Genomic DNA, 22,541 nt, shown 5'->3' on the forward strand with positions numbered 1-22,541 from the left:
AGGCAATTGGGATTAAAAAAACGCTCCTTTCAAACGAATTTGCTGGAAGCGATGGATGCTACCGCCTCCCGCTGCGCTAACGCATTCCACACGATTCCCCTGACAAGTCACTTCTGCCCCATCGATCCAAGCTTGCTGCACTTCCATCCCGTGAAGTTGCACTTGGACACTGGCGTAAGGGAAAGCATAATCCCCGTGTTGTTCTTCCCAGGTCAGTTCTAAACCGTTCTCGTCCCGCACCATCCGGAACCGATCGAGCCGCGATTCTCCATATCCATCTCCGGCGTCGCTGTAAAGATGAGCTTCGCCGGTTCCTTGCACGGGTGGATAGAGGTGGAGAATCAGTTGCCGCTGTTCCTCCATTGGGAGAATACTCCCCGCCCTCACCAGCACCGGAATCTGCTCTAGCGGTGCATCCAGATTGACCGACTGCGAACCCTCCAGCACGGCATCATCCCAGAAACGATACCAACGACCCTTGGGTAAGATAACGTCACGCGATCGCGCTTTATCCTCGACAATCGGACAAATCAGCAGTGCATCGCCCAACAAGAAAGCATCCTCTACATCCCAAAGTGCAGATTCATCGCTGTCAGCCCAGAAAAGCGGACGAACTGGAGAATAACCCTTCTGGCTTGCTTCCCAAGCCAATGTATAGAAGTAGGGCAGCAGTCGGTAGCGTAATTGCAAGAATTGCCGAATAATACTCAGGTAAGGTTCGCCATACGTCCACGGCGTGCGGTGTTCAACGTTATTAGAAGAATGGGTGCGGCAAAAAGTCAGAAAACTTGCCATCTGGAACCAGCGCAGGTAAAGTTCAGCACTCGGATTTCCCTGAAAACCGCCGATATCCGGGCCACTATAAGGAACTCCCGATAGTCCTAACCCCACGACCGTTGCCACCGTCTGGCGCAACGCCGCCCAAGTACACTCAATATCGCCCGTCCAAGTCCAAGCATAGCGCTGGAGTCCTGCCCAACCCGAACGCGAAACAATGAACGGGCGTTGATGGGGTCGATGTTCCCGCAGACTTTCATATCCCGCCTCCGCTTGCAGCAACCCGTAGATGTTATGCGCCTCGCGGTGGTCGCCACCTCTCCCTTCCAGGAAATGCCGCGTCGGTTTGGGAAGAGAGCGATCGCCCCAAAGAATAAATGCAGCCGGTTCGTTCATGTCGTGCCAAAATCCCGCCACGCCGACATCGAGCAAGTATGCATACTGCCGACTCCACCACTTGCGTACCGTTGGATTCGTGTAATCGGGGAAAACTGACCAACCAGGCCAGACCGGGGCAACGACAAGCTTGCCGTTGGGGTGTTTGCAAAACGCATCGAGAATCTGACCCTCCAAGAACAAGTTGCTCTGGCGGCTGTACTTGATTCCTGGGTTGAGAATGGCAATAAACTGTACCCCCAACTCAGCCAGTTCTTGCGTAAAACTTCCTAAGTTGGGAAAGCGTTCCGGGTCAATTGTGAAGGCTCGGTATCCCACCTGACAGTCAATATCCAGGTGAATCGCACTCAACGGCAAGTTATGAGCCTGAAATGTCTTCGCTTCTTTTCGGACTGCTTCTTCGGTACCATACCCCCACTTGGACTGATGATAGCCCAAAGCCCAGCGGGGAGGCAGGGGAGAACGTCCCGTCAACTCCGTGTAACGCTCTAGTAGTTCCGCTGGGGAGCCGGAAGTAAAGTAGTAACGCAGCGATCCTCCGTCGAAGTCAGCGGTGGCGACATCCGCAAACGTAAAATTAGCGTTAAAAGAATTTTCATAGAAAACCAAGTAACTGCCTGCGGAGTGAAGACCCCAATAAACCGGAATGCAAATATACATCGGATCTGAACCGGGGGCATACATCCCAGCCGCGTCATAGTTCCACATCCGATAGGTTTTAGGTTGCTGGGTAACTTCTCCTTTCTTTGTTACCTCCTTCGCTGCACGCAGATTGAGGGAGGAAGCGCGTTCTCCCAAGCCATAAATGCGTTCTTCTTCTCGCAGTTGGGCTTTGTGAATCCATCCCCCGTCTTTTCGTTGCGGCGGGAGTTCTTCCCGTAAGGGTTGCCCAGAGGCGTCGCAGAATTTCAGGCTGCCATCGATTCCGACGATAACGGTGAGATTGTGGCTCGAAACCGTCCAACCCTCCGCCGTTTCTTCCAGCGTCGTCTCGACTTCCGACCAATCCTGACGAGCGATCGCATACGGAATCGGCGGTATCCCCGGCTTCCAATCCACTCGGACTAAATCGCTAGTCAGAAAACAAATTTCTAACTCTGCTTGCTCGAAGTAAAAATTAGCACCTCGATTGCTTGGCTCGCCCCGCAGTAATTTTCCGGGGTTGTCAAAAGCCTCATCGGCTGGCGGATTGAGAAACTCTTGTTCAATGCGATCGCGTTGGCGAGAATAGACCCATGCCTGCGGCATATAACTCACATAGAGCAGCGATCCTAGAACAAAACGTATCTTTAGCGATATTTCTTTGAAGAGACTCATCGTATTTATGCCAGAACAGAGCTAATCTTTTTAACCGATTTAACAAATCTTTTAATCGAGTAACTCTTCAAGAGAAAAGCAAATTTATCCTGGAAATCTCATCAATCCTAAGTATGATCTCTTGAATTAAAATCTCAATATGCTAAAAAATATTCTGGTGATTAAAAAGACACGGTTGACAAATTCTGGCAGAGCCGGGTTGAAAGCCGTTGAGAGCGGGTTTCGTCTAGATAGCCAGTATAAACAAGAGTTGTCGCGTCTCTATCTATACTTTTTGAGTATAAATAGACAGAAATGAATAAACAGAAACTAATCAGAAATGTTGGTTTTTTTAGCCAAATTTAAGCCCCAAGATAGGGTATTTCTCTAAACCGACGAGTCTAAGCTGAAAGAGATAAATTCATTTAAATTGAGGAAAAAATTATGCCAGGTGGTCATGCCAGTCATAAAAGCACTTCACCAAAACCCAACACGAATGCGAATGGTCGGATTGATACTGCTGCCGACCTCTCAGTAGAGCCAGCCGATCTTCTAGATGAAGGTGTTGATGCGAGAAGAGCCGAAGAAGAAAGTCCGGAGAATGCCGCCGCGACTCAACGACCGAATCAAGGCGGATCGGGGCAAGAACAGCAGTAATCGGCATTTATAGACCATTGCCAATTAAGATGAAGGGTGCCCAATAATAAGGGTGGCTAAGGCGATCGCTAACATTACCGGGTATATCTCGAATCCGTTCGACGACAAAAATGCCCCGTTCTTGACCCAAAGCTGTATAGTCGCCGGTAATCAAGGCGATTTGTGCTTGGCGGAGGGATTCAGCTTTTGGGGTATTGCCATTTTCTAAAGCGGTATAGAAAGCATTCATCAGTGCTTGGGTACCGCCATCATCGACCGTCCACAAAGACGCGATCGCCGCCCTCGCACCCGCCTTTTGCATCAGGTACCCAAAGCCTAAAATCTCTTTCCCATCACCTAATTGACCGCCGACTCCGGTTTCACAGGCAGAAAGTACGACCAGATCGGTGTTTTTCAAAGGCCAAGTTTCGACATCGCGGAAATTTGCGCGATCGCCATTGCCAAATAAAATAAACGAATCTTCTGGTTTACCCGTGACAAAAGCGGCATGAGTCGCGAAGTGAAGGATAGAATAATCGCTAATCCGGGCTAATATCTCCTTTTCGCTAAAGTCCCGATTGAGTAAACCTGTCGTGCTGGGAAGCATCGCCACCAAGTTTTCGACTTCCTTCCCTGCAAAGCGCAATCCTCCAAAGTTGAAGTTGCGATCGCCGACTTGAAAGCTGTAATTTCCCTGACTGAACGCACCCGCTAAAATCTTAGGCGCTTGGGGTTTCTTGTCCCACTCGATCAGACTCAAGGCAGTGATATTATTGACGCGGTACTTCTGCACCAACCACTGATTGCCGTCATACAAAGCCGCTAGGGGAATGTAACGCAGTTGCCCGTCTGGGGCATAGATAATAGTCTGGGCGTTCGCTTCTTTAAGGGCAGCTTCTATCGGTTGAATGAGCCAATTGTAGAGTTTTTGGGCAGGTTCTTTCGCATTCGCGTTCGGATTTTTCAAAGCTGAGCGAAAATCGACAATGGTGCGGTTGAGTTCTTCTCTTTTGACGGGGACAGTTTGATGAATCGGAGGCGCGTAGGGGGTAATGAGTACCAGTTCCAGGCGGTCTTCGAGAATCAGCGGATAGAGAAGAACGGCATCTTGTGCCAGTTTCTTGAGATTGTCCTGTAAACCTACAAGCATTTGTGGGCTGAGGTTTTCGCCGCCTGTAGTTTGGTTCAGTTGCCCGACAAGGGCGACAATTTGGGGAGAACCGATGAAATCGAGAAATTTTCGAGTTGTTGCCCGCTGAGCGGTTTCAATCTGCCGTCGGCGCTGTTCCTGCTCAGGGGTGCGATCGCTTGCGGGAATTTTCTGGAGTTTCTGTAGTTCTTTACCGATTTGGACAACAGAAGCCAATTCAGTATTATACTCACTCAAAAGTCGCTCTTCTAAAGGTAAATATTCCACCCCCGGTTTTGTATTTTCGTTCCCTTGTACGGTACGGAGGTAATCGTCGAGTTCTTGAACTTTGAGCAAGTCGAGGACTCGTTGCGCTTCGAGTACCCGGTTTTCTTTGAGCAAAAGGTCAGCAAGACGGCGATAGGTGGCTGCAACGGTTTCGGTATAAGACTGCTGTTGCTCTTTTGGCAGGCTTCTTAAATCTTTGCGAATGGCTTCCGTGACATTGACGGATTGTTTCAAGAAAGCGATCGCTAATTCTGGCTGTTTCTGTTCTTCTAAAAGCAAACCAATATTATTGAGGGTTAAACCTTCCCCTGGCTTGTCGCCAATTTCTTTAACAATCGATAAAGCTTGTTGATAAAATTCCAAGGCTTTTGGGTACTGTTTCTGGTCGTAGTAAACTGCCCCAATATTATTGAGGGTTGTCCCTTCCCCTGCCTTGTCGCCAACGTCTCTGCGAATCGCTAAAGCTTGTTGATAAAACTCCAAGGCTTTTTCGTACTGTCCCCGTTTATAGTAAACTCCCCCCATGTTATCGAGGGTTGTCCCTTCCCCTGCCTTATCGCCAATTTTTGTGCGAATTGCTAAAGCTTGTTGATAGAACTCCAACGCTTTCGGGTACTGATTTAACTTGCGGTGAACTATCCCGATGTTGCTGAGAGTGTTTGCTTCCCCTGCCTTGTCGCCAATTTCTTTGCCAATCGCTAAAGCTTGTTGATAAAACTCCAACGCTTTTTCGTACTGTCCCAGGTTGTCGTAAACTAACCCAATATTGTTGAGAGTTACCCCTTGCCCTGCCTTGTCGCCAATTTCTTTGCCAATCGCTAAAGCTTGTTGATAAAACTCCAACGCTTTCGGGTACTGTCCTAGCTTGGCGTAAACCAATCCAATATTGCTGAGAGTTATCCCTTCCCCCGCCTCATCGCCAACTTCTTTGCGAATGGCTAAAGCTTGTTGATAAAACTCCAAAGCTTTTATATACTGCCCCAGCTCAACATAAACTGCCCCAATATTGTTAAGAGTCACCCCTTTCCCCGGCTTGTCACCAATTTCTTGACGAATGGCTAAAGCTTGATTAAAAAACTCCAAGGCTTTCGAGTACTGCCCCAGATTAGTGTGAACTCCCCCAATATTGTTGAGAGTGCCTCCTTCACCCGCCTTATCACCAATTTCTTGACGAATGGCTAAAGCTTGTTGATAGAACTCCAAAGCTTTTGGGTACTGCCCCAGGTTGTTGTAAACTAATCCCATCGTATTGAGGGTGTTTCCTTGCCACGCCTTGGCACCGATTTTACTGAAGATAGCTAAAGCTTGGCTAAAGAACTCTAAGGCTTTCGGGTACTGTCCCAGGTCGGAGTAAACTGTCCCAATGTTACTGAGGTTTACCCCTTCCCCCGCTTTGTTGCTAACTTCTCTAGTAATGCCTAAAGCTTGGCTAAAAAACTCTAAGGCTTTCGGGTACTGTCCCAACTGCTTGTAAACTCCCCCAATGTTACCGAGGGTTGTCCCTTCCCCCCTCTTATCGCCAATTTTTCTACGAATATCTAAGGCTTGGTTATAGAACTCTAGGGCTTTGGGGTACTCTCCAAGGCTGTTGTAAACTGCCCCCATATTGTTAAGGGTTGTCCCTATCCCTGCCTTGTCATCAATTTCTCTGCGAATGGCTAAGGCTTGCTGATAAAACTCTAGGGCTTTGGGGTACTGACTCAGTTTGCGGTAAACTAACCCGATGTTACTGCGAGTGTTACCTTCCTCCGCCTTGTCCCGACTTTCCATAAAAATCGCTAAAGCTTGTTGATAAAACTCTAAAGCTTTGGGATATCGATCCAAGTTATTGTAAGCTAGCCCAATGTTGTTGAGGCTGACTCCCTCGCCTTTGCGATCGCCAATTTCTCGATTAATCGCTAAAGCCTGCTGGAATTTCTCTAAGCCTTCTTGAAATTGTCCCCTGTCTAATTGCTGAAGTCCCTCTTCGTTCAGCCGCTTCGCCTTAGCATTTCTATCTTGGGTCGTTTGTGCCTGAACTACCAGCGGCTCAAAGTTTGAGGTAAGCGGTAAAAGGGGAAATGTTACCGAAAGTAGTAGAGTCGCAGTAGTAAAGCTGAGGTATCTAAGACGGTAGTGCATTGGGAAGTCCTCTTGCCGCTTGGTAGATGGCTTGCTCCCTTATCTATATCTTTATCTGAGCCACAGTTATGTAAAAATTTGCTCAATTATCAAGCACTCCGGTTAGTGGCAAAGCTCATAGCTTGCACCATTGCTAAGTCGAAGGGCATTTGTAGAGACGCGAAATTGCATACAACTTAATTCAGCGAAATTCTTCTTAAGTCGGCTCACTTAACAGCAACAAGGCGAAATGATAACAAGTTTTAGGGCAATTAAAATTCTTAAACTGCGATTCGCTCTTAACTGAACTGAATTGAGAAATCAAGACTTACAGTTTGGATGGTAAAAGCTTCCTCCTCCCTGTAAGATTCCTCAAAACGATTAGCGATTAATGGGTGCTACGCAATTTAGATTGACTGCGGACGTGACCATTTTGCGAAAAGCGCTCTGCCAAGATTTGTTGATAAACTGCTTCGTAACCATCAGTCATCTGTTGGACGCTGAAGTGGGTTTGCACGTGTTCTCGACAAGCGTAGCGGTTTAATTGGGCGGCTTTATCAATTGCAGCGATCGCTTCTTCAACGTTATGGGTCAAAAAGCCTGTCTTCCCGTGAGCAATCACTTCTGGCGTAGAACCCATCTTCATGGCAATCACTGGCGTTCCCGATGCCATCGATTCAATCATTACTAACCCAAACGGTTCGCGCCAGGTAATTGGGAACAAAGTTGCAACAGCCCCTCCCATCAATGCATTCTTTTGAACATGGTTTGCTTCACCCAAATATTCAATCTGCTTGCCATCGATGTGAGGCTTGATTTCCTGCTCAAAATATTCCACATCAACGACATCCACTTTCCCTGCCATCTTTAAGTGCCAGCCAGAACGCTTAGCAATTTCTATTGCCAAATGCGGCCCTTTTTCCGGTGAGATTCGACCTAGAAAAGCCAAGTAAGGGGGGTTATCCGGCTGGGGGTAAAACTCATAAATCGTTGGATTGATGCCGTTATAAACTGTAGCGACGCAGTTCAGATTTAGTCTGGGTTCCCGCTGGTCATTGGAGATACTAATGAAAGGTTGACGACGGGCGTGCATAAACAGCTTTTCATTGTCTGGGGTAAAAATGCCATGCAGGGTGTGAACAGTAGGCGTTTTTACCAGATTCGCATAAGGCAAGGCAGCGCAGCCCATGTGAGAGTGAATGATATCAAACTTATCTGCTTGCTCGTAGACTCGACTCAATTGCAGCATTTCGTAAATGCTATATTCCTTCACTGAGGAGTCTAAACGGAGTGCCTGTGGATGAACAGATTCTAATTTAGCGAGACTGATGGAATCACCAGATGCAAACAAAGTGACCTCATGACCGCGCCGGACTAATTCATCGCAAAGTAACCCGACAACTAATTCAATGCCGCCATAGGCTGGAGGTGGAACACGCTCCCATAAAGGGGCCACCTGTGCAATTCTCATCACTAACCTCCTAATTGTAGTAAGGTCTAATTTAGATTAGAAGAGGCTCTGTTCTATAGATGTTTTATTCCTTGTGAAGGATTTTCTAAACAGAGGAAATTACTTTACAAAATTTTAATAAAGAATATTTAGTTTTGTAAATGCTACTTTAGGCGGAAACTTGGAATTAAGAAGGTAGAGATATCCGAACCCAAAAAATATAAAATTTGAGATATTATTTTGAGAATTAAAATACTTGTATTATGAGAATTCTGCGCGTAATAATCTCTTTTTATCTGGCGCTATAACAACCCTATTGGAATTGTGAATCAGCAGAACAGATGACCGAGTTCTTTAAGGAAGTCGGTCATCTCGCTCTCACGCATCATTTAGGACTGCTATACCTTTCCGGGAGCAATCGGGCAAAACATAACTAACATGTGAGGTGCGTTCCAGTTACCTCCCACTCAGCTCAGTATTGAAGTAACCGATTAGCTTCCCACAACAGGTTTCGTTGAGGCAGCACAATAACTATCACTCACGACTGTAGAGGTAGAAGACATCTTTACAACTTGTCTGCCAGATTCTCCGGAGTGCAACTGTTTCTCCGGATGCATCACAATCTTCTTACAAACAACTTGATGGCTGCCTACATCTGCAAAGCTCCAGATGTAATTTTCAAAGTCACTGCTAGTCGCGTTAGCTGGAGATAGCGCTAACGCAGACAATAACACTATCTCCAAAGTTAATAGAGCTACGATCGCAATTCTCAGCATAGTATTTCTACCGAACTAAAAATTTTCCTCATCTGTATTTCTCTAATTATTCCCTGAATTTTCGTCTTCGTAAAGAACCAGGCTTAACCTGGATTCAGGGAGATGCAACCGCACCACGCTTTGATGAGCAGCTGCAACACTGCTGGAGATTGAAGGCTGCTGTGGGTGTGTATTTCAAAATCTCAGTTCAAGCCACTGATGCGGCGATTGAAGCAGCACTCAACAGACAAATTGGAATAATCCTTTAACTTGTGGGAATGCACAAAGCTGTTATGTGAAAAAATTAACCGCGATCGCACTTGCAGTGATTGCGATCGCGGTTAGTTGTCGTTTCAGCAACAGACGGAATTGCTCCCGTCTGCTGCCATGTCTCTCAGGAGGAATGGAGGATGCAAAGAGCGTTAATTAGCAAGCGATCGCTGATTCAGCTTGAGCTTGGTCGTTATGACCGTTACCTTGTTCGCTGTTCGCTTCTACAGTTGTTGAAGCAGTTGTGGAAGCATTTGCTCCAGCGATTTCCTTTGGCATCGCTATCGCGCGATCGCGCATGGCTACGCTAACGCTTCCAGCGCCTTGGCTTTCACCCAAATTAAGTCTGACTACTCGGCGTTGTGCTTCTTCCACCTTAGGAAGCGTCAGCGTTAAAACGCCATTCTGGAAGTCAGCTTGTACCCGCTCGTTTTGGATATGAACCGGCAAAGGAATCATCCGTTGGAATTTACCGTAGCGAAATTCTGAGCGGAAATATCCTTTCTCTTCAACCTTGTTTTCAGAGCGGTGTTCCCCCGAAATTGAAACTGCATCACGAGTCACTTGGACATCGATATCCTTAGCTTCTAAACCAGGGAGTTGCGCCCTAAAAATGAGGTTGTTATCCATATCTTGAAGTTCAATCAAAGGCGTCCAAGTCATCTCAGACTCGCGGTTGCCTCTTGCAAGTTCCTCAAACAGTTCGTCAAATTGACGGCGTAAGGTTTCTATTTCGCGGAATGGTTGCCAACGTATTAGTGCCATACGTTCAGTTACCTCCGTTATAGACTTAACTCACTCAACGTTATTGTTTGGTAGACTCGCGCACAGCTTCTTTGATTGCGATTACTTAATATGGAGAAGCTGCTTTACCTGAGGCAAGAAAATAGTCTTTTTCAGTGACTGGGTACACTGCTAATTACTTTGAGAAAGCAGCTTTTAGTCACCAGACTTATTTACTTGCCTTAATCTAATATTGTTCTATCCAAAAAGTTTTGTCATTAGGGAAAACCCTACCTAGTAAGTAATGCTTTCCACCCATATCGTAGGGGCGCATAACCACGAGTCTTTCCTGCTCGTGTACGGCAATAACCAATGATTAAGGTGGTCAACACCGTCTCACTGGATTTTCTCTAAATTTATACAATAGCGACAGCGTGAAGGACTCTAACGAGGAATCCTTCTCCCAGATGTTTATGATTTATCTTCCAGTCTCCCTACTTCTATTTATCCTGTTCCTGCTGCTACTACCTTTTCTTTGGTTTGCTTTAGCGGTGGATGTGGTGCAAATTGCGGTAGCCAAGCTAGGATTTTCTCCCGGTATGGCTGTTTTATTACTAACAGCAGTTATTCTGGGCAGCACTATCAATATCCCCCTCTATCGAGTGGAATCCCAAGCTGACTTGCTCGATGACTTTACCTCCTTCTGGTTAAGGCAATTCTGGGGGATTCCTCTGAGGAAAGTGCGGCGTTCAACTGTCGTAGCTTTAAATGTGGGGGGTGGATTAATTCCGCTAGTTGTGGCGCTGTACCAATTTACCCGTGCAGATCCGCTTTTCATTGTCCTAGTGACTGCAATTGTCACGCTGGTTAGCTACTACGGGGCAAAAGTGGTGCCGGGAATTGGTATTCAAATGAGTCCATTACTGGCTCCCCTGACCGCTGCGCTGTCTGCCATTGTGATTGCAGGGGTTCATGCTGCTCCTGTCGCGTTTGCTGGGGGCGTATTGGGAACGTTGATTGGTGCGGATTTGCTGCATCTGAAGGAAATTCAAGCAATGACACCAGGAGTGCTAAGTATCGGCGGAGCCGGAGTCTTTGATGGCATTGCTTTATGCGGTCTTTTTGCCTTGCTGTTGACTTAAATTGACACTCCCAGCTGCTTCAGCCCTAGGAGTCTCATTCAGCACCAAAGTGGAGTTTTAGCCAGGAAGCCATGAAGTGACCCAGATCGTACTCGGGCTGCGATTGAGTTCGCCATTTCTTGTGATTTGAATCACAAGAGGCGGCTAAAAGAATCACTTTTTGCTATCCCATCGCATCACCAATGACAACCGGAAATTCACCGATATTATAGATATCGAGTTCAAGTCCCAAACGATGCCTTCTATCCAACTTCTCCCCACCGCCCTCTCTGAGTTATTCGCTCAAGTTACTTATTCTGGTTCCCTGACGCTTGCTGACCGCTACGGACTTATGGCAGCGCTACTTGATGATTCGCTAGGTGAAGAAGAGAGAGATGTCATCGACCGTCTCCTTCGCGCCGCGTGTAAAGGACGGCTTTCGTTAGTGGAGCAAATTTCGGCTGTAATGTAGAGAACAAAGCCAACGGGACTCTAGATAAAAAATAATCGGACTCGAAAGAACTCGCTCCTCAGTACACTCCAAATGGGTACTGGGGTTTTTTGCTTTTTATCGCTTTGATTTGGCGAACGTTGGAGTTTAAATCAACCTGAGTTTGGGATAAGAAAAGGAGGAGACGTGTAAGCTCAAATGAGTTAAATCTATAATTCAGCTAGTTCCTCCCCTATCTAGTGCCAGAAGAACTTTTCTGGCACATTGACGATTTGTGCTGTCACTTTGAACCCTAGTGGCGAAAGTCCCTGCTTCAGCAGCCAAAACCCAGAATTTAAGCTGTACAACGGTCGTGTTCAGCGGCAGCAGATCGCCTTTGCATCTACACCAAGATATCTAAACTTTCCGCTGCAACAGAGTGGTTGTACTGCGCCACAGCGGTGGTTGATTTACAGCGTTTCAAGCAGGATGGATGACTTAACCCCGAACCGGGAGGAAGATGGAAAACTCAGTGCCTTGCCCTAACTCCGACTGGACTTCCAGCCGACCATCATGTTTCTCTAGCACAATCTGACGAGCAATCGCTAAGCCTAACCCCGTTCCCTTGCCAACCTCTTTAGTGGTAAACAAATGATCGAAAATCTTAGTTTTAACTTCCTCATTCATGCCTTTACCATTATCATTAATGCGAATTTCAACCGTATTTTGTTCTGGTAATAATGCAGTTTGAATCGCGATCTGTTGGGGATGATGTTCTAATTTTTCAAAGGTTGTTTGCTGTGCCATTTCATCGAACATATCAATCGCATTAGCCAAAATGTTCATAAACACCTGGTTAAGCTGACCGGGGAAGCAATCAATTTCAGGGATTTCACCGTAGTTTCGGATAACTTTAATGGCAGGCCGATTTTCATTCGCGTTGAGTCGATACTTGAGAATTAACAGCGTACTATCTAACCCTTCGTGCAGCTTGGCGCTAACTTTGTGTTCCGTATCGGCACGAGAGAAGGTACGCAGACTGGTGCTGATGCCTTTGATGCGATCGGTCGCTCCTTGCATTGAGTCAATTAACTTGGGTAAATCCTCCAATAGAAACTCTAGGTCAATTTCTTGGGCCAATTCAGCTACCAAACCAGTAGGCGGCTGGTGCTGCTGGTAGGTGTCTAAATACTCACGCAGGTCTTTTACATAATCTTTGGCATTATTAATACTGCCGTTGAGGAAGCCGACTGGGTTATTAATTTCGTGAGCAACTCCTGCCACCAAGTTACCCAAAGTCGCCATTTTTTCGTTTTGGACAATCTGAAGCTGAGATTCTTCTAGCTGTTGAGCATAGGCTTGGGCTTGCCGATAGAGGCGAGCATTCTCCAGGGAAATCGCAGCTTGGGCACAGAGCAGATTCAGCAACTTAACGCGATCGCGGGTAAAGGCTCCTGTTGCCAGATTATTTTCCAGATAGACCATACCCAGCAACTTGCCTTGTTGCAGAATGGGGCTGCACAGCAGACTCTTGGGCTGTTGGTTTTGAATATACACATCACCGATCAATAGCGGCTCTTGCACGGCGTTGGGAATCACGGCAGACTGCAAGTTGCGTTTGACTTTTGTGACCAGACTGATGGGCACTATACCGCTATCGACAAGCGACTGCGCCGGATGCAGAATCTGCGTTTCGATTTGACCCGATCCCGTAAGCTCTGCCTTAGCCTGAACCGTGAGATTTTGTTCCTCACTCAACATCAAAGCGCACTGCGTCGCCCCTGAGGTTTGTATTACCGTAAGTAAAAGAGTACCAATTAACTGCTCAAGCTCAATTTCACTAGAAAGAGTTTGGGAAGCTTTGAGGATGGCAAGCAGATCCAGGGAATCAGAAATACTGGTGGAAGAAGTATTCGTAGCGGTGACAGTTCCAGTGGCAAATACGGTTTCGTCGATAGAGAATAGTGTCTGCGTTTGTTGGAGGATGGGAGCCAGCAGTTGAGGATAGCGAGTTTCTAAGTCGGCGAGTTTGGCTTTCGCCCCCCAGCGAGCATAGCCATAATAGGCTTCAATTATATAAGCTTGGGCGATCCGCTCTTTGTTCCAAGCCAGGTAGAATTTTGCCGCCAGTTCATTGGCAAGAGCTGCTTCCTGAGGGTAGCCATTGGCTTTGGCACCGGCGATCGCTAGGTCATACAGTTCTATCGCTTCCGTTTTGCGATCGAGAACGCGATGTTTTTCAGCTTCTACTAGATGATATTTGTGCAAGTAATTCATGGGGCCATAATCTGCCCACTCTTTTAGCTTGGCTTGATTTTCTTGCATTCGCTGCCATCTAGGTTCTGACTCCAACATCGATTCCGGGGGAGTCGCCAGCACGGTCAGAGAATCATAGAAATATAAGATCGGTTCAACGGTACTTCCCATCCCTCCGGCTAAATACTGTCGGGTTTGAGTGGCATCGTGTTCCGCTCTGGCAAAGTCTTCCAGCCAGTAATTCAATGTGAATCGATACAGGTAAAAGAAAGATAGTCGATAAAAATCGACTTTTGCCTCATCCAGAACTTGTTCTTCATAGGCATCCTGGCGTAGGAGAATCTCTTCCTCTGACTCACCCAAAAGAATTTGAGCCGCTTGCCAGTAAGCCAAAACACAGTTTGCTGCCGTGACTTGGTGGAGGTCGCACAACTGTTGGTAATAGGCGCGAATTTGAGGTTCGAGTTCAGCGAGCGGTTGACCGCACCAATAAGCATTGAAGCAGTACAACTGGGCATCGTAGCCCATAAATTCTAGATTGCCAGTTTCCAATCCAGCTTGATAGCCTTCCAGCAGAATAGCCAACGTTTCTCGCAGATGGATCGTCCAGTGACCCACATATCCCCCCATTAACAGGGCTGTTGCGGCTCGAATATTTTTGGCATCTGGCTCTGAGGCGAGTTGGTATCCTAATTGCCCAAACTGAGGCACCTTGGTCATGTCTCCCCACAATATCCTCAGTTGAAAGGCGTAACCCGCGTAGCAGTAAGGGGAAACCGGACTATTGCCAAACTGAATTGATAATTTAACCTGGAGGGCTACGACCAGAAAATAAAGCTTTGTGCCGGACATATAGCAGACGGGGGTCAGTCGCGCTGCATTTTGCATAATCGCGAGCTGCTGAGGATCGCTCATGGGGGGCAGATGAAGAAATGACTCAATGGCGCGATCGCCAATTAAGGCATCAATTTCCTGCTTCAGGAGCCGAATATCCTCTAGCGTTGTTTCGTCTGGCAGGTTCACGCCCAACATTTGGAAGACCGATTGACCGATCGCGATCGCTTCCACAAATTGATTGCGGGCGACTAATGCCTGGATTTTGACTTGATAGACTTGCACCTGTTCTAAAGGCGTTTTCGCATGATGAATTACCGCTTCAATCCACCGATCCATCTGCTCAAAATCGCCCACCAAGAAAGCAACCTCGGCAGCTAAGTCGTGCAAGGATAGGGTCATTTCATACTGCCGGTGCCAAGCATCTGTTCCTAGCAGTTGCAGCCCTACGGTGGCATATTCGCGGGCGGCTTGATAGGCGGTTGCCAGTCTGGCCTTGCGGCAAGCCATGAGGTTGAGTTGGGCGAGTTCGTCCCGTTCCTGTTGTGCCTCAACCAGCGTCGTGCCATAGTTCAACTGATTGACGATTTCAAAAATGCGTTCTTCTCTGGCGGCTGGGGAAACTTGTTGCAGCAACAGTTGTCCGATTTGGTAATGAGTCGTCTGTTTTTGCTCGTTAGGGATGAGAGAATAGGCAGCTTGCTGAACGCGGTCGTGGAGAAAGCGATAAGAACAGTTAAAGGTTGCTGACTGGTTGACTTCTGCCACCTGAAGTGGTGACGGCTGATAAAACTTATAGACCTCGGCAATCGGTAAAATCACGCCTTCTTGCAAGGCTTTCCAGAGGTCGATGGCGGTATCTTCGGGCGATCGCTCATTGACAATCGCCAAGGTTGCCAAATCGAACTGAGCGCCAATGCAAGCTGCCAGCTTCAAAGCAGTCTGGGTTGCAGCAGGTAATTTTTGCAACTGAAGTGCCATGAACTCAACGACATCATCCGTGAGCGCGAGTAACTTCACCGTTGCTAAGTCGCACTGCCAATGTCCTGCCTGGGAATCAAACGAAATATAGCCGTCCTCATGCAGGGCTTTGAGAAATTGGGTGAGGAAGAAGGGATTTCCCTTGGTTTTTTGACAGACCAACTCTGTCAATGGCTGAGCTAATTCAATCGAGCAACTCAGCGTATCTGCCGTTAACTGATTCACATCCGCTTGGCTCAGGGGTTCCAGGGTGAGGGTATGGATCGGGGTTTCAGCTTTTTTGACCTCATCGAGCATCAGCATCAAGGGGTGAGTCGGGAACACTTCGTTATCCCGATAGGCTCCGATGATGAACAGATAACCGCGTTGCTTGCCGCCGTAGGCATCGCGCTCGGTTAGCAGGAGTTTGAGCAGGTTCAGAGAGGCCGAATCAGCCCACTGCAAGTCATCCAGGAAAATGACCAGTGGATGCTCTGGGGTGGTGAACACGGTGATGAACTTCTGGAACAGCAGATTGAAACGGTTCTGAGCGGCGCTACCAGAGAGTTCGGGTACAGGGGGTTGCGAGCCAAGTACCTGTTCGAGTTCAGGAATTACCTCGATCAGCACCTGACCATTGTCACCCACTGCTGCCAGGATCTTCGCTTTCGACTCTTGCAACTGCACGTCATCATTGCTCAGCAGTTGACCCATCAGGTCGCGGAAGGCTTGGACAAAGGCGCTAAAGGGAAGATTGCGGTTGAACTGGTCGTATTTACCTTTGATGAAATAGCCATGCCAACGCACAATCGGCTTATGCACTTCATTGACGACGGCGGTTTTGCCAATGCCGGAAAAACCGGCTACCAGCATCAGTTCGGAGGCTCCGTTGGCAACTCGACCGAATGCATCGAGCAAGGTTTGAACTTCTTGTTCTCGTCCGTAAAGTTTTTCGGGGATCAAAAAGCGATCGCTGATATCCCGTTCACCTAAGTTAAACCAGGCGTGTTTGTTCGCAACACCATACTCTTGCTGGCATCTCATTAGATCGTGCTTAAGACCGAGGGCACTTTGATAGCGCTCTTCCGCATTCTTAGCCATCAGTTTGCGAAGGATTTCACCGAGCAGGATGGGCAAATCTGGGTTGAGATCGCAGACAGAGAGGGGTTGCTTCGCTATATGGGCATGAACCATTTCCATTGGCTCGTCAGCTGGGAACGGTAACTGTCCTGTGAGCAGTTCAAAAAAGGTAATTCCCAAAGAATAGAAATCGCTGCGATAGTCAATCCCCCGGTTCATCCGCCCGGTTTGTTCTGGTGAGATATAGGCTAGGGTGCCTTCTAGAATGTTGGGATTTTGAATTTCTTGGGTTTCGCGGGGTAACAGGGAAGCAATGCTAAAGTCAATCAGCTTAATCTGCCCAGTTTCGGGTTGAATCAGAATGTTGGCGGGTTTAATGTCTTTGTGAATAATTCGTTGCTGATAGAGCTGGTGGAGGACATCCACAATTTGCAGAGCAATTGGCCAGAATTGTTCAACCGTCAGCGGGGAAGTCTGGATGTAATGACGTAGAGAGATGCCACCAATGTCTTCCATCACCAAGGCATAGCCATGAGCATAGGGTTCTAGACTCATCGGTTGGACAATGCCTGGAATGTCGAGATTTTTTGCGATCGCATACTGATTGCGAAACTGCACCAATTCGCTGAAGCTAGGATATTCGTGCCGCAGTGTCTTAATCACCACCGGACATTGCTGTAACCTTTGCACTCCTCGATAGACAGCTGTCCTAGAACCTAGATACAGTTGCTCAACCAAGGTATAGCCAGAAAGTTTTGGGAATTGCTGTACTAGAGGAGTCATTAGGTTTAAAAAGCGAGCTTTAACTTTATTCCTAGGATTCCCTAAAATGTTACGTATGTAACAAATAAGCTAAAAGTACAACTTACTTAATTATTCAGAAACTTTCTATATATACCTATCGGCAGGAGTATTAGCACACAGCATCCCTAAGAACAGACTCGCTCGAGTGTCGGAGGGAACTGGAGTGAGAGAAGCATTGGCGAATGCGAGTTTTGAGCCAAGCCCAACACTTTTCAATTCGATTGAGGTCAGGAGAATAGGGGGGCAGATTACAACAGCCTCAATCCAGCCTAATCAAGTAGTGGTGCAATGCGTCCGCCATGATGGAACGTCGCGTTATCAACAATTACCACCTGTCCCTCAGGGTGAACCAGATGTGTGGTTTGATTGCAAGAATGCCATCAGCCCAAGAAACCGTCGGATCTGGACTTTGCTTTGCCCCAAGCTGCTTAACCCAAACTCAGGTTAAATTACCCTCCTTGGTAAAGCTTCGGTTCCGGTCTTTTTGGGAGTAGGATGCAGAAAAAACCTTTGGAAGGAGAAATCTCTGTGTCCTTCAGAAACCCCTTACCCAACTACATTAACGGCGAGTGGTGTGCTTCCCGCGCCACCGAATACCTGGATGTGGTGAATCCCGCTACTGCCGAAGTCTTAACCCAGGTTCCCTTGTCACCTGCAAGCGATGTCGAGGCTGCTGCTGTTGCGGCTGCGGCTGCCTATCCGAACTGGCGACGCATCCCGGCAACGGAACGAGTGCAATATCTATTTAAATTGAAATTTCTGTTAGAAGAACATTTAGATGAATTATCTCGCATTGTTACGCTGGAATGCGGGAAGACGTTTGCTGAGTCAAAAGCAGAGTTACAACGGGCAATTGAGAATGTAGAAGTCGCTTGTGGGATTCCCCTGTTGATGCAGGGTTATAACTTGGAGGATGTTGCTCGTGGGATTGACGAAATGATGATTCGTCAACCCGTGGGAGTGACCGCAATCATCGCGCCGTTTAATTTTCCTGGGATGATTCCCTTCTGGTTTTTGCCCTATGCGATCGCTTGTGGCAATACAACCATTCTTAAGCCTTCTGAAAAAGTCCCTTTGACGATGCAAAAGGTCTTTGAATTACTAGGAAAGACAGGATTGCCCAAAGGCGTCGTCAATTTGGTGAATGGGGCGAAGGAAGTAGTCGATGCAATCTTAGAACATCCCACAATCCGCGCCATTAGTTTTGTCGGTTCTTCACCCGTTGCCCAATATGTCTACAGTAAAGCCGCCGTCTTTGGGAAACGAGTGCAATGTCAGGGAGGCGCGAAAAATCCCATCATTGTCCTGCCAGATGCGGATATGGAAATGACGACTCGAATTACCGCCGATAGTGCTTTTGGCTGTGCTGGACAGCGCTGTTTAGCGGCTTCTGTGGCTGTGACGGTGGGAGAAGCACGGCACACTTTTACCGAAGCGATCGCAAATGCGGCAAAAACACGAGTCGTTGGCTATGGCTTGGATGAGAAAGTGCAAATGGGTCCCGTAATTACCCGTCAAAGTCAAGCGCGAATTGAGCAATTAATTCAACAAGGAGCTGACGAAGGTGCGACGGTATTAGTAGACGGACGCAGCGCTAAGATTCCCGGTTACGAACAGGGAAACTTTGTCCGACCGACAATCTTGCAAAATGTCAACCCAAAAAGCGAATTAGCTCGTACAGAAATCTTTGGCCCGGTGTTAGGAGTGATGCATCTAGAGACGATTGAGGATGCGATCGCTTTAGTCAATAGCGGTCAGTGGGGAAATATGGCTTGTTTATTTACTAGCAGTGGTGCGGCGGCGCGGCAGTTTCGGTATGAGGCAGAAGCGGGCAATATTGGCATTAATATAGGAGTCGCTGCACCGATGGCGTTCTTTCCGTTTAGTGGTTGGAAAGACAGCTTCTACGGCGATTTACACGGTCAAGGGAAAGACGCTGTGCAGTTCTTTACCCAAACAAAAGTTGTAGTAGAACGCTGGCCTAAAACCTGGTCGCGTCAGTTTTAGTATCTAATGCAATTCATTGTATTTCACAATAAAAACCTCACGTCCAATTCCTCTCCTTCCAAGGAACGGCAAGCCGTAAAACCTTTAGCATTTTCCCCTCTCCGTTAACGGAGAGGGGTAGGGGGTGAGGTTCTTTAGGATTTTATCGATTAAATCGCCACATTAGGACGGCGCAGTTGACGCCATAAAATTAATAACCCTAACGCGATCGCGAGTACAACCGCGGTCACAGCAATCAAAGGTTGATTGGCTTGACGAACCGCGATCGCCACAAATGCCCAGATAATGACGGAGGGATAGGCAATATCCGCCCGTTTTAGGGTAATCGTCGCAGCGATCGCTGCCGCTACAACCAGCAGAATTACCGTCCATATTTGAGGACTGATGCCCCAACCATTCCAACCCAAATAGTCAAGCGTACTTGCCACATTCACAATCGTCGCAACACTAATCCAGCCTAGATAGATGCTCAAGGGAATGTGAACGAACCATTTTTGTGCCCTTGAAACTCTTTCTAATCCAATCCCCAACCGCAGATAAAGCCCAATCAGGGGCAGTAATATGAACAGCATTGCCACAACTGAGAGTGTAAACAGTTGGTACTCGAACAGAAACACCCAGGCAATTTGTGCAATACTCGCTAATACTAAAAAATACCCTTCCCGACGCAGATAGGGATTTTGTCTTTGCGCGGGTAGAACTTGATAGACTCCAAAACTAATCAAACCTAAATAAATGACTCCCCAAATCGCAAAAGCATAGTTGGCGGGGATAATGGGGACATCACTGAAGAAGCGATTAGAAATTTCCCCAATTGTCAATCCATTGGGAGGAGCCACATTTGCATAGACATTAATCGCAAATGCAGCAAGAATAGCGATGAAATTTGCAACTGACCGGAGGAAATCTGAGTCGAAGCGCTGATTGACAGATTTCATACTGTTACCGCCTCTTTTTTAAGGCTTTGGTTGACAATTCAAAATAAAAAATTGTGGCACTGGTTTGCTAAAGAGTGAGAACTGGTCAAACCATTACCAAATCTAGGTTAGACAAGTTCATCACGCTTTAAGGAACCAGTGCCACGAACGCAGCAACCCGCTCAAGAGCATACCGGGTAAAGATAGTGATTTCTGCTAGCGATCGCTATCAGACAGAATTTCTATTTCAAGCGTTCGTCATTACAGGACAAGTAACGTTCGTCCCGCCTAGTCCACAATACCCATTTGGGTTTTTGGCGAGGTACTGCTGATGATAGGCTTCTGCGTAATAGAACTCAGGAGCATCCAGAATCTCAGTGGAAATCTCCCCATACCCGGAGGCTTTCAGGGCTTGCTGATAAGCATCTCTGGATGCTTCAGCCAGCTTCTTCTGGCTGTCTGAATACGCATAAATTCCGGAACGGTATTGGGTGCCGACATCATTGCCTTGACGCATTCCTTGGGTAGGATTGTGGCTTTCCCAGAAGAGTTTCAGCAGTGTTTCGTAACTAATTTCTTTCGGGTCAAACACAACGAAAACTACTTCATTGTGTCCCGTCATGCCCGTACAAACCTCATGATAAGTAGGGTTTGGCGTGACTCCTGCTGCATAGCCAACTGCGGTGGTGAAAACTCCAGGTTGCTTCCAGAATATGCGCTCTGCTCCCCAGAAACACCCCAAGCCAAACATCGCCATCTCCATCCCATCGGGAAAAGGAGGTTTCAGCGGATTACCGTTTACGTAGTGAGTAGCGGGGACTTGCATGGGTTCTGCCCGTCCCGGCAATGCTTGCTCGATCGTGGGCAGACTTTGCTTTTTACCAAATCCGAATAGCGCCATTGATTCTGACTCTGTTTTCTGATAAACGTTTTAACCTTATTTCATATTGTAAAGATTTTGGCATCCCCTGAAGAGCGGGAAGGAGGTAGGGTTAGCCGGAACCTCACCCCCCAACCCCCTCGACATTCACGGAGAGGCGGCTATTTCTTTGCCTTGTTGTTGAGCTAAACGCTGAGCTAAACGGGGCTAGCTTCTCCTCTCCCTGCTTACGGGGTAAGGTCAAATAGGATGTATCGCTGCTTCCTAACCGTGGATGCTGCCATCGGGTAGGATTGCTCCTGCTAAGTTCGCTCCAGTCAGTTTAACCAGGACTCGGTCTTGCGACCCAACCTTAGCTCCCCTCAAATCGGCTCCCCTCAAATCGGCTCCACTGAGGTCGGCTCCAATTAAGTTAGCTTCTCGCAAGTTAGCGTTGTTTAGCTTCGCTTGCAACAGGTTGGCTCTAAAAAGATTCGCTTTTTCCAGGTTGGCTCCCTGAAGATTCACTTTATGCAGGAAGGCATCGCTTAAGTTGGCGTTGCTGAGGTTGGCATTGCTCAAATTTCTTCCAGACAAGTCCTTTTCTTTGAGATTAGCTCCGCTCAAGTTGGCTCCGCTCAAGTCGGACTGCTGCTTAGGAGCCTGATGGTGAGATTGAGGGGGAGATTGAGGGGGAGATTGAGGCGGTGATTGATAGGAGTAACTAGATTGATAATAAGAACTCGGTGGATGAGCGCGATCGCGTGCCGGAGGTTCGGGATTTCGGTTCTTTTCGCCGGGTCGAACTGAGCGCAAGCGATCGCGTGCCTGATTAATCTCTTTCAGCTTTTCTTGAGCCTTTTGCTGTAACCGAGGATTATCTTTTGGGATGCGATCGGGGTGCCAAATAAAAGCCAAATCCCTATAAGCCTGGTTCACTTCATCAAGTGAGGCTCCAGGCTCTAATCCCAGCACTTTGTAGTATCGATCTAGATCGCTCATTATCACTACCCTAGCAGGCGTTGCCGGTTGAACGAATGCTTCTTTCGGAGTGAAGTAATGAGATCCCGAAACCTCTAGGGGCGATCGCGCTCCTGTTGCCCATCCCATCAAATCATTGCGGTTTGCAACGCTCTAGCACATCTTCAGCGATCTGCTGCCATTCTTGGTTTAGGTCTTCTTTAAACTCTGGTCGTCCGGTGTGCCGATACCAGTAACGGGCATTGCTGTTGTCGCCTTCTTTCCGATGTAGGTAGGCGTGAACCCAAGCGCTGTCAGCATCACTGGCATTTTGCACAATTTGATGAGCTTTGTCCCAATCTCCTTTTTTGTCGTACCACAGTGCCTGCAATGCTTGAGGTATAGACTCAGGACATCTTTCCTGTTCGCTCAACTGTGTAAATTCATCTAGTCTCATAATCTGCTCCCGGATTGTTTTACGAAAGGCACAGAC

The 22,541-nt window shown here is 47.5% G+C and carries 15 protein-coding genes and 1 pseudogene; 5 read left to right on the plus strand and 11 right to left on the minus strand.

Translation table 11 applies throughout. The annotated features are described in order from the left end of the window. Positions 1 to 12: 12 nt before the first annotated feature. A complete protein-coding gene (locus tag NC997_RS21660; RefSeq protein WP_190529643.1) occupies positions 13 to 2,490 on the minus strand; it encodes a glycoside hydrolase family 31 protein in 2,478 nt (825 codons plus the stop codon). A 423-nt stretch (positions 2,491 to 2,913) separates the two neighbouring features. Between NC997_RS21660 and NC997_RS21665 the strand changes: the two genes are divergently transcribed. After that, complete coding sequence (locus tag NC997_RS21665) at positions 2,914 to 3,126, plus strand: hypothetical protein (protein ID WP_190412242.1); 213 nt, start codon at positions 2,914 to 2,916, stop codon at positions 3,124 to 3,126. Between the two features lie 7 nt (positions 3,127 to 3,133). Here NC997_RS21665 and NC997_RS21670 read toward each other — a convergent pair whose 3' ends face one another. The 4 genes from NC997_RS21670 to NC997_RS21685 all read right to left on the minus strand — a co-directional run bounded on the left by NC997_RS21670 (position 3,134) and on the right by NC997_RS21685 (position 9,862). Continuing rightward, a complete protein-coding gene (locus NC997_RS21670) occupies positions 3,134 to 6,643 on the minus strand; it encodes a tetratricopeptide repeat protein (protein ID WP_190529645.1) in 3,510 nt (1,169 codons plus the stop codon). 367 nt (positions 6,644 to 7,010) lie between these two features. Then, positions 7,011 to 8,093 carry a glycosyltransferase family 4 protein gene (locus NC997_RS21675; RefSeq protein WP_190529646.1) on the minus strand — a complete coding sequence of 361 codons (1,083 nt, stop codon included), beginning with the start codon at positions 8,091 to 8,093 and terminating at the stop codon, positions 7,011 to 7,013. Positions 8,094 to 8,563: 470 nt separating this feature from the next. Next, positions 8,564 to 8,848: a hypothetical protein gene (locus tag NC997_RS21680; RefSeq protein ID WP_190412245.1), complete on the minus strand. Its 285-nt coding sequence runs from the start codon at positions 8,846 to 8,848 to the stop codon at positions 8,564 to 8,566. A 405-nt stretch (positions 8,849 to 9,253) separates the two neighbouring features. Continuing rightward, positions 9,254 to 9,862, minus strand: coding sequence for an Hsp20/alpha crystallin family protein (locus tag NC997_RS21685; protein ID WP_190529648.1), 609 nt, complete (start codon positions 9,860 to 9,862; stop codon positions 9,254 to 9,256). Between the two features lie 431 nt (positions 9,863 to 10,293). On the opposite strand from NC997_RS21685, the gene NC997_RS21690 reads away from it, so the two are divergent. From NC997_RS21690 to NC997_RS21700, 3 genes are all read left to right on the plus strand, one after another. Further along, positions 10,294 to 10,962, plus strand: coding sequence for a DUF1614 domain-containing protein (locus NC997_RS21690; protein WP_190529733.1), 669 nt, complete (start codon positions 10,294 to 10,296; stop codon positions 10,960 to 10,962). A gap of 160 nt (positions 10,963 to 11,122) precedes the next feature. Then, a complete protein-coding gene (locus NC997_RS21695; protein WP_339380513.1) occupies positions 11,123 to 11,413 on the plus strand; it encodes a hypothetical protein in 291 nt (96 codons plus the stop codon). 243 nt (positions 11,414 to 11,656) lie between these two features. Further along, entirely contained in the window at positions 11,657 to 11,917 is a 261-nt protein-coding gene (locus tag NC997_RS21700) for a hypothetical protein (protein WP_348257824.1), read from the plus strand. Here NC997_RS21700 and NC997_RS21705 read toward each other — a convergent pair. Beyond that, on the minus strand, positions 11,870 to 17,284 hold the full coding sequence (locus tag NC997_RS21705; RefSeq protein ID WP_190529650.1) for an ATP-binding sensor histidine kinase: 5,415 nt from the start codon (positions 17,282 to 17,284) through the stop codon (positions 11,870 to 11,872). The two genes, NC997_RS21700 and NC997_RS21705, sit on opposite strands and share 48 nt — an antisense overlap. 130 nt (positions 17,285 to 17,414) lie before the next feature. Beyond that, positions 17,415 to 17,643: pseudogene (locus tag NC997_RS21710) on the minus strand (transposase); the annotation flags it as partial. A gap of 157 nt (positions 17,644 to 17,800) precedes the next feature. Here NC997_RS21710 and NC997_RS21715 point away from each other — a divergent pair. Then, positions 17,801 to 19,312 (plus strand): CoA-acylating methylmalonate-semialdehyde dehydrogenase, encoded by a 1,512-nt coding sequence (locus NC997_RS21715; RefSeq protein ID WP_190529669.1) that lies wholly within the window; start codon positions 17,801 to 17,803, stop codon positions 19,310 to 19,312. Between the two features lie 149 nt (positions 19,313 to 19,461). Here NC997_RS21715 and NC997_RS21720 read toward each other — a convergent pair whose 3' ends face one another. The 4 genes from NC997_RS21720 to NC997_RS21735 form a co-directional block, all read right to left on the minus strand. After that, a complete protein-coding gene (locus NC997_RS21720) occupies positions 19,462 to 20,250 on the minus strand; it encodes a tryptophan-rich sensory protein (protein WP_190529671.1) in 789 nt (262 codons plus the stop codon). A 226-nt stretch (positions 20,251 to 20,476) separates the two neighbouring features. Then, the gene (gene msrA / locus NC997_RS21725; RefSeq protein WP_190412252.1) at positions 20,477 to 21,130 is read right to left on the minus strand and encodes a peptide-methionine (S)-S-oxide reductase MsrA; all 654 of its coding nucleotides are present in this window, start codon (positions 21,128 to 21,130) and stop codon (positions 20,477 to 20,479) included. 243 nt (positions 21,131 to 21,373) lie between these two features. Then, positions 21,374 to 22,090: a pentapeptide repeat-containing protein gene (locus NC997_RS21730; protein ID WP_190412253.1), complete on the minus strand. Its 717-nt coding sequence runs from the start codon at positions 22,088 to 22,090 to the stop codon at positions 21,374 to 21,376. Positions 22,091 to 22,202: 112 nt separating this feature from the next. Then, positions 22,203 to 22,505 (minus strand): hypothetical protein, encoded by a 303-nt coding sequence (locus tag NC997_RS21735; RefSeq protein ID WP_190529673.1) that lies wholly within the window; start codon positions 22,503 to 22,505, stop codon positions 22,203 to 22,205. Positions 22,506 to 22,541: the final 36 nt, after the last annotated feature.

The organism is Trichocoleus sp. DQ-A2 (assembly GCF_039961915.1).
Classification (GTDB): domain Bacteria; phylum Cyanobacteriota; class Cyanobacteriia; order Cyanobacteriales; family FACHB-T130; genus FACHB-T130.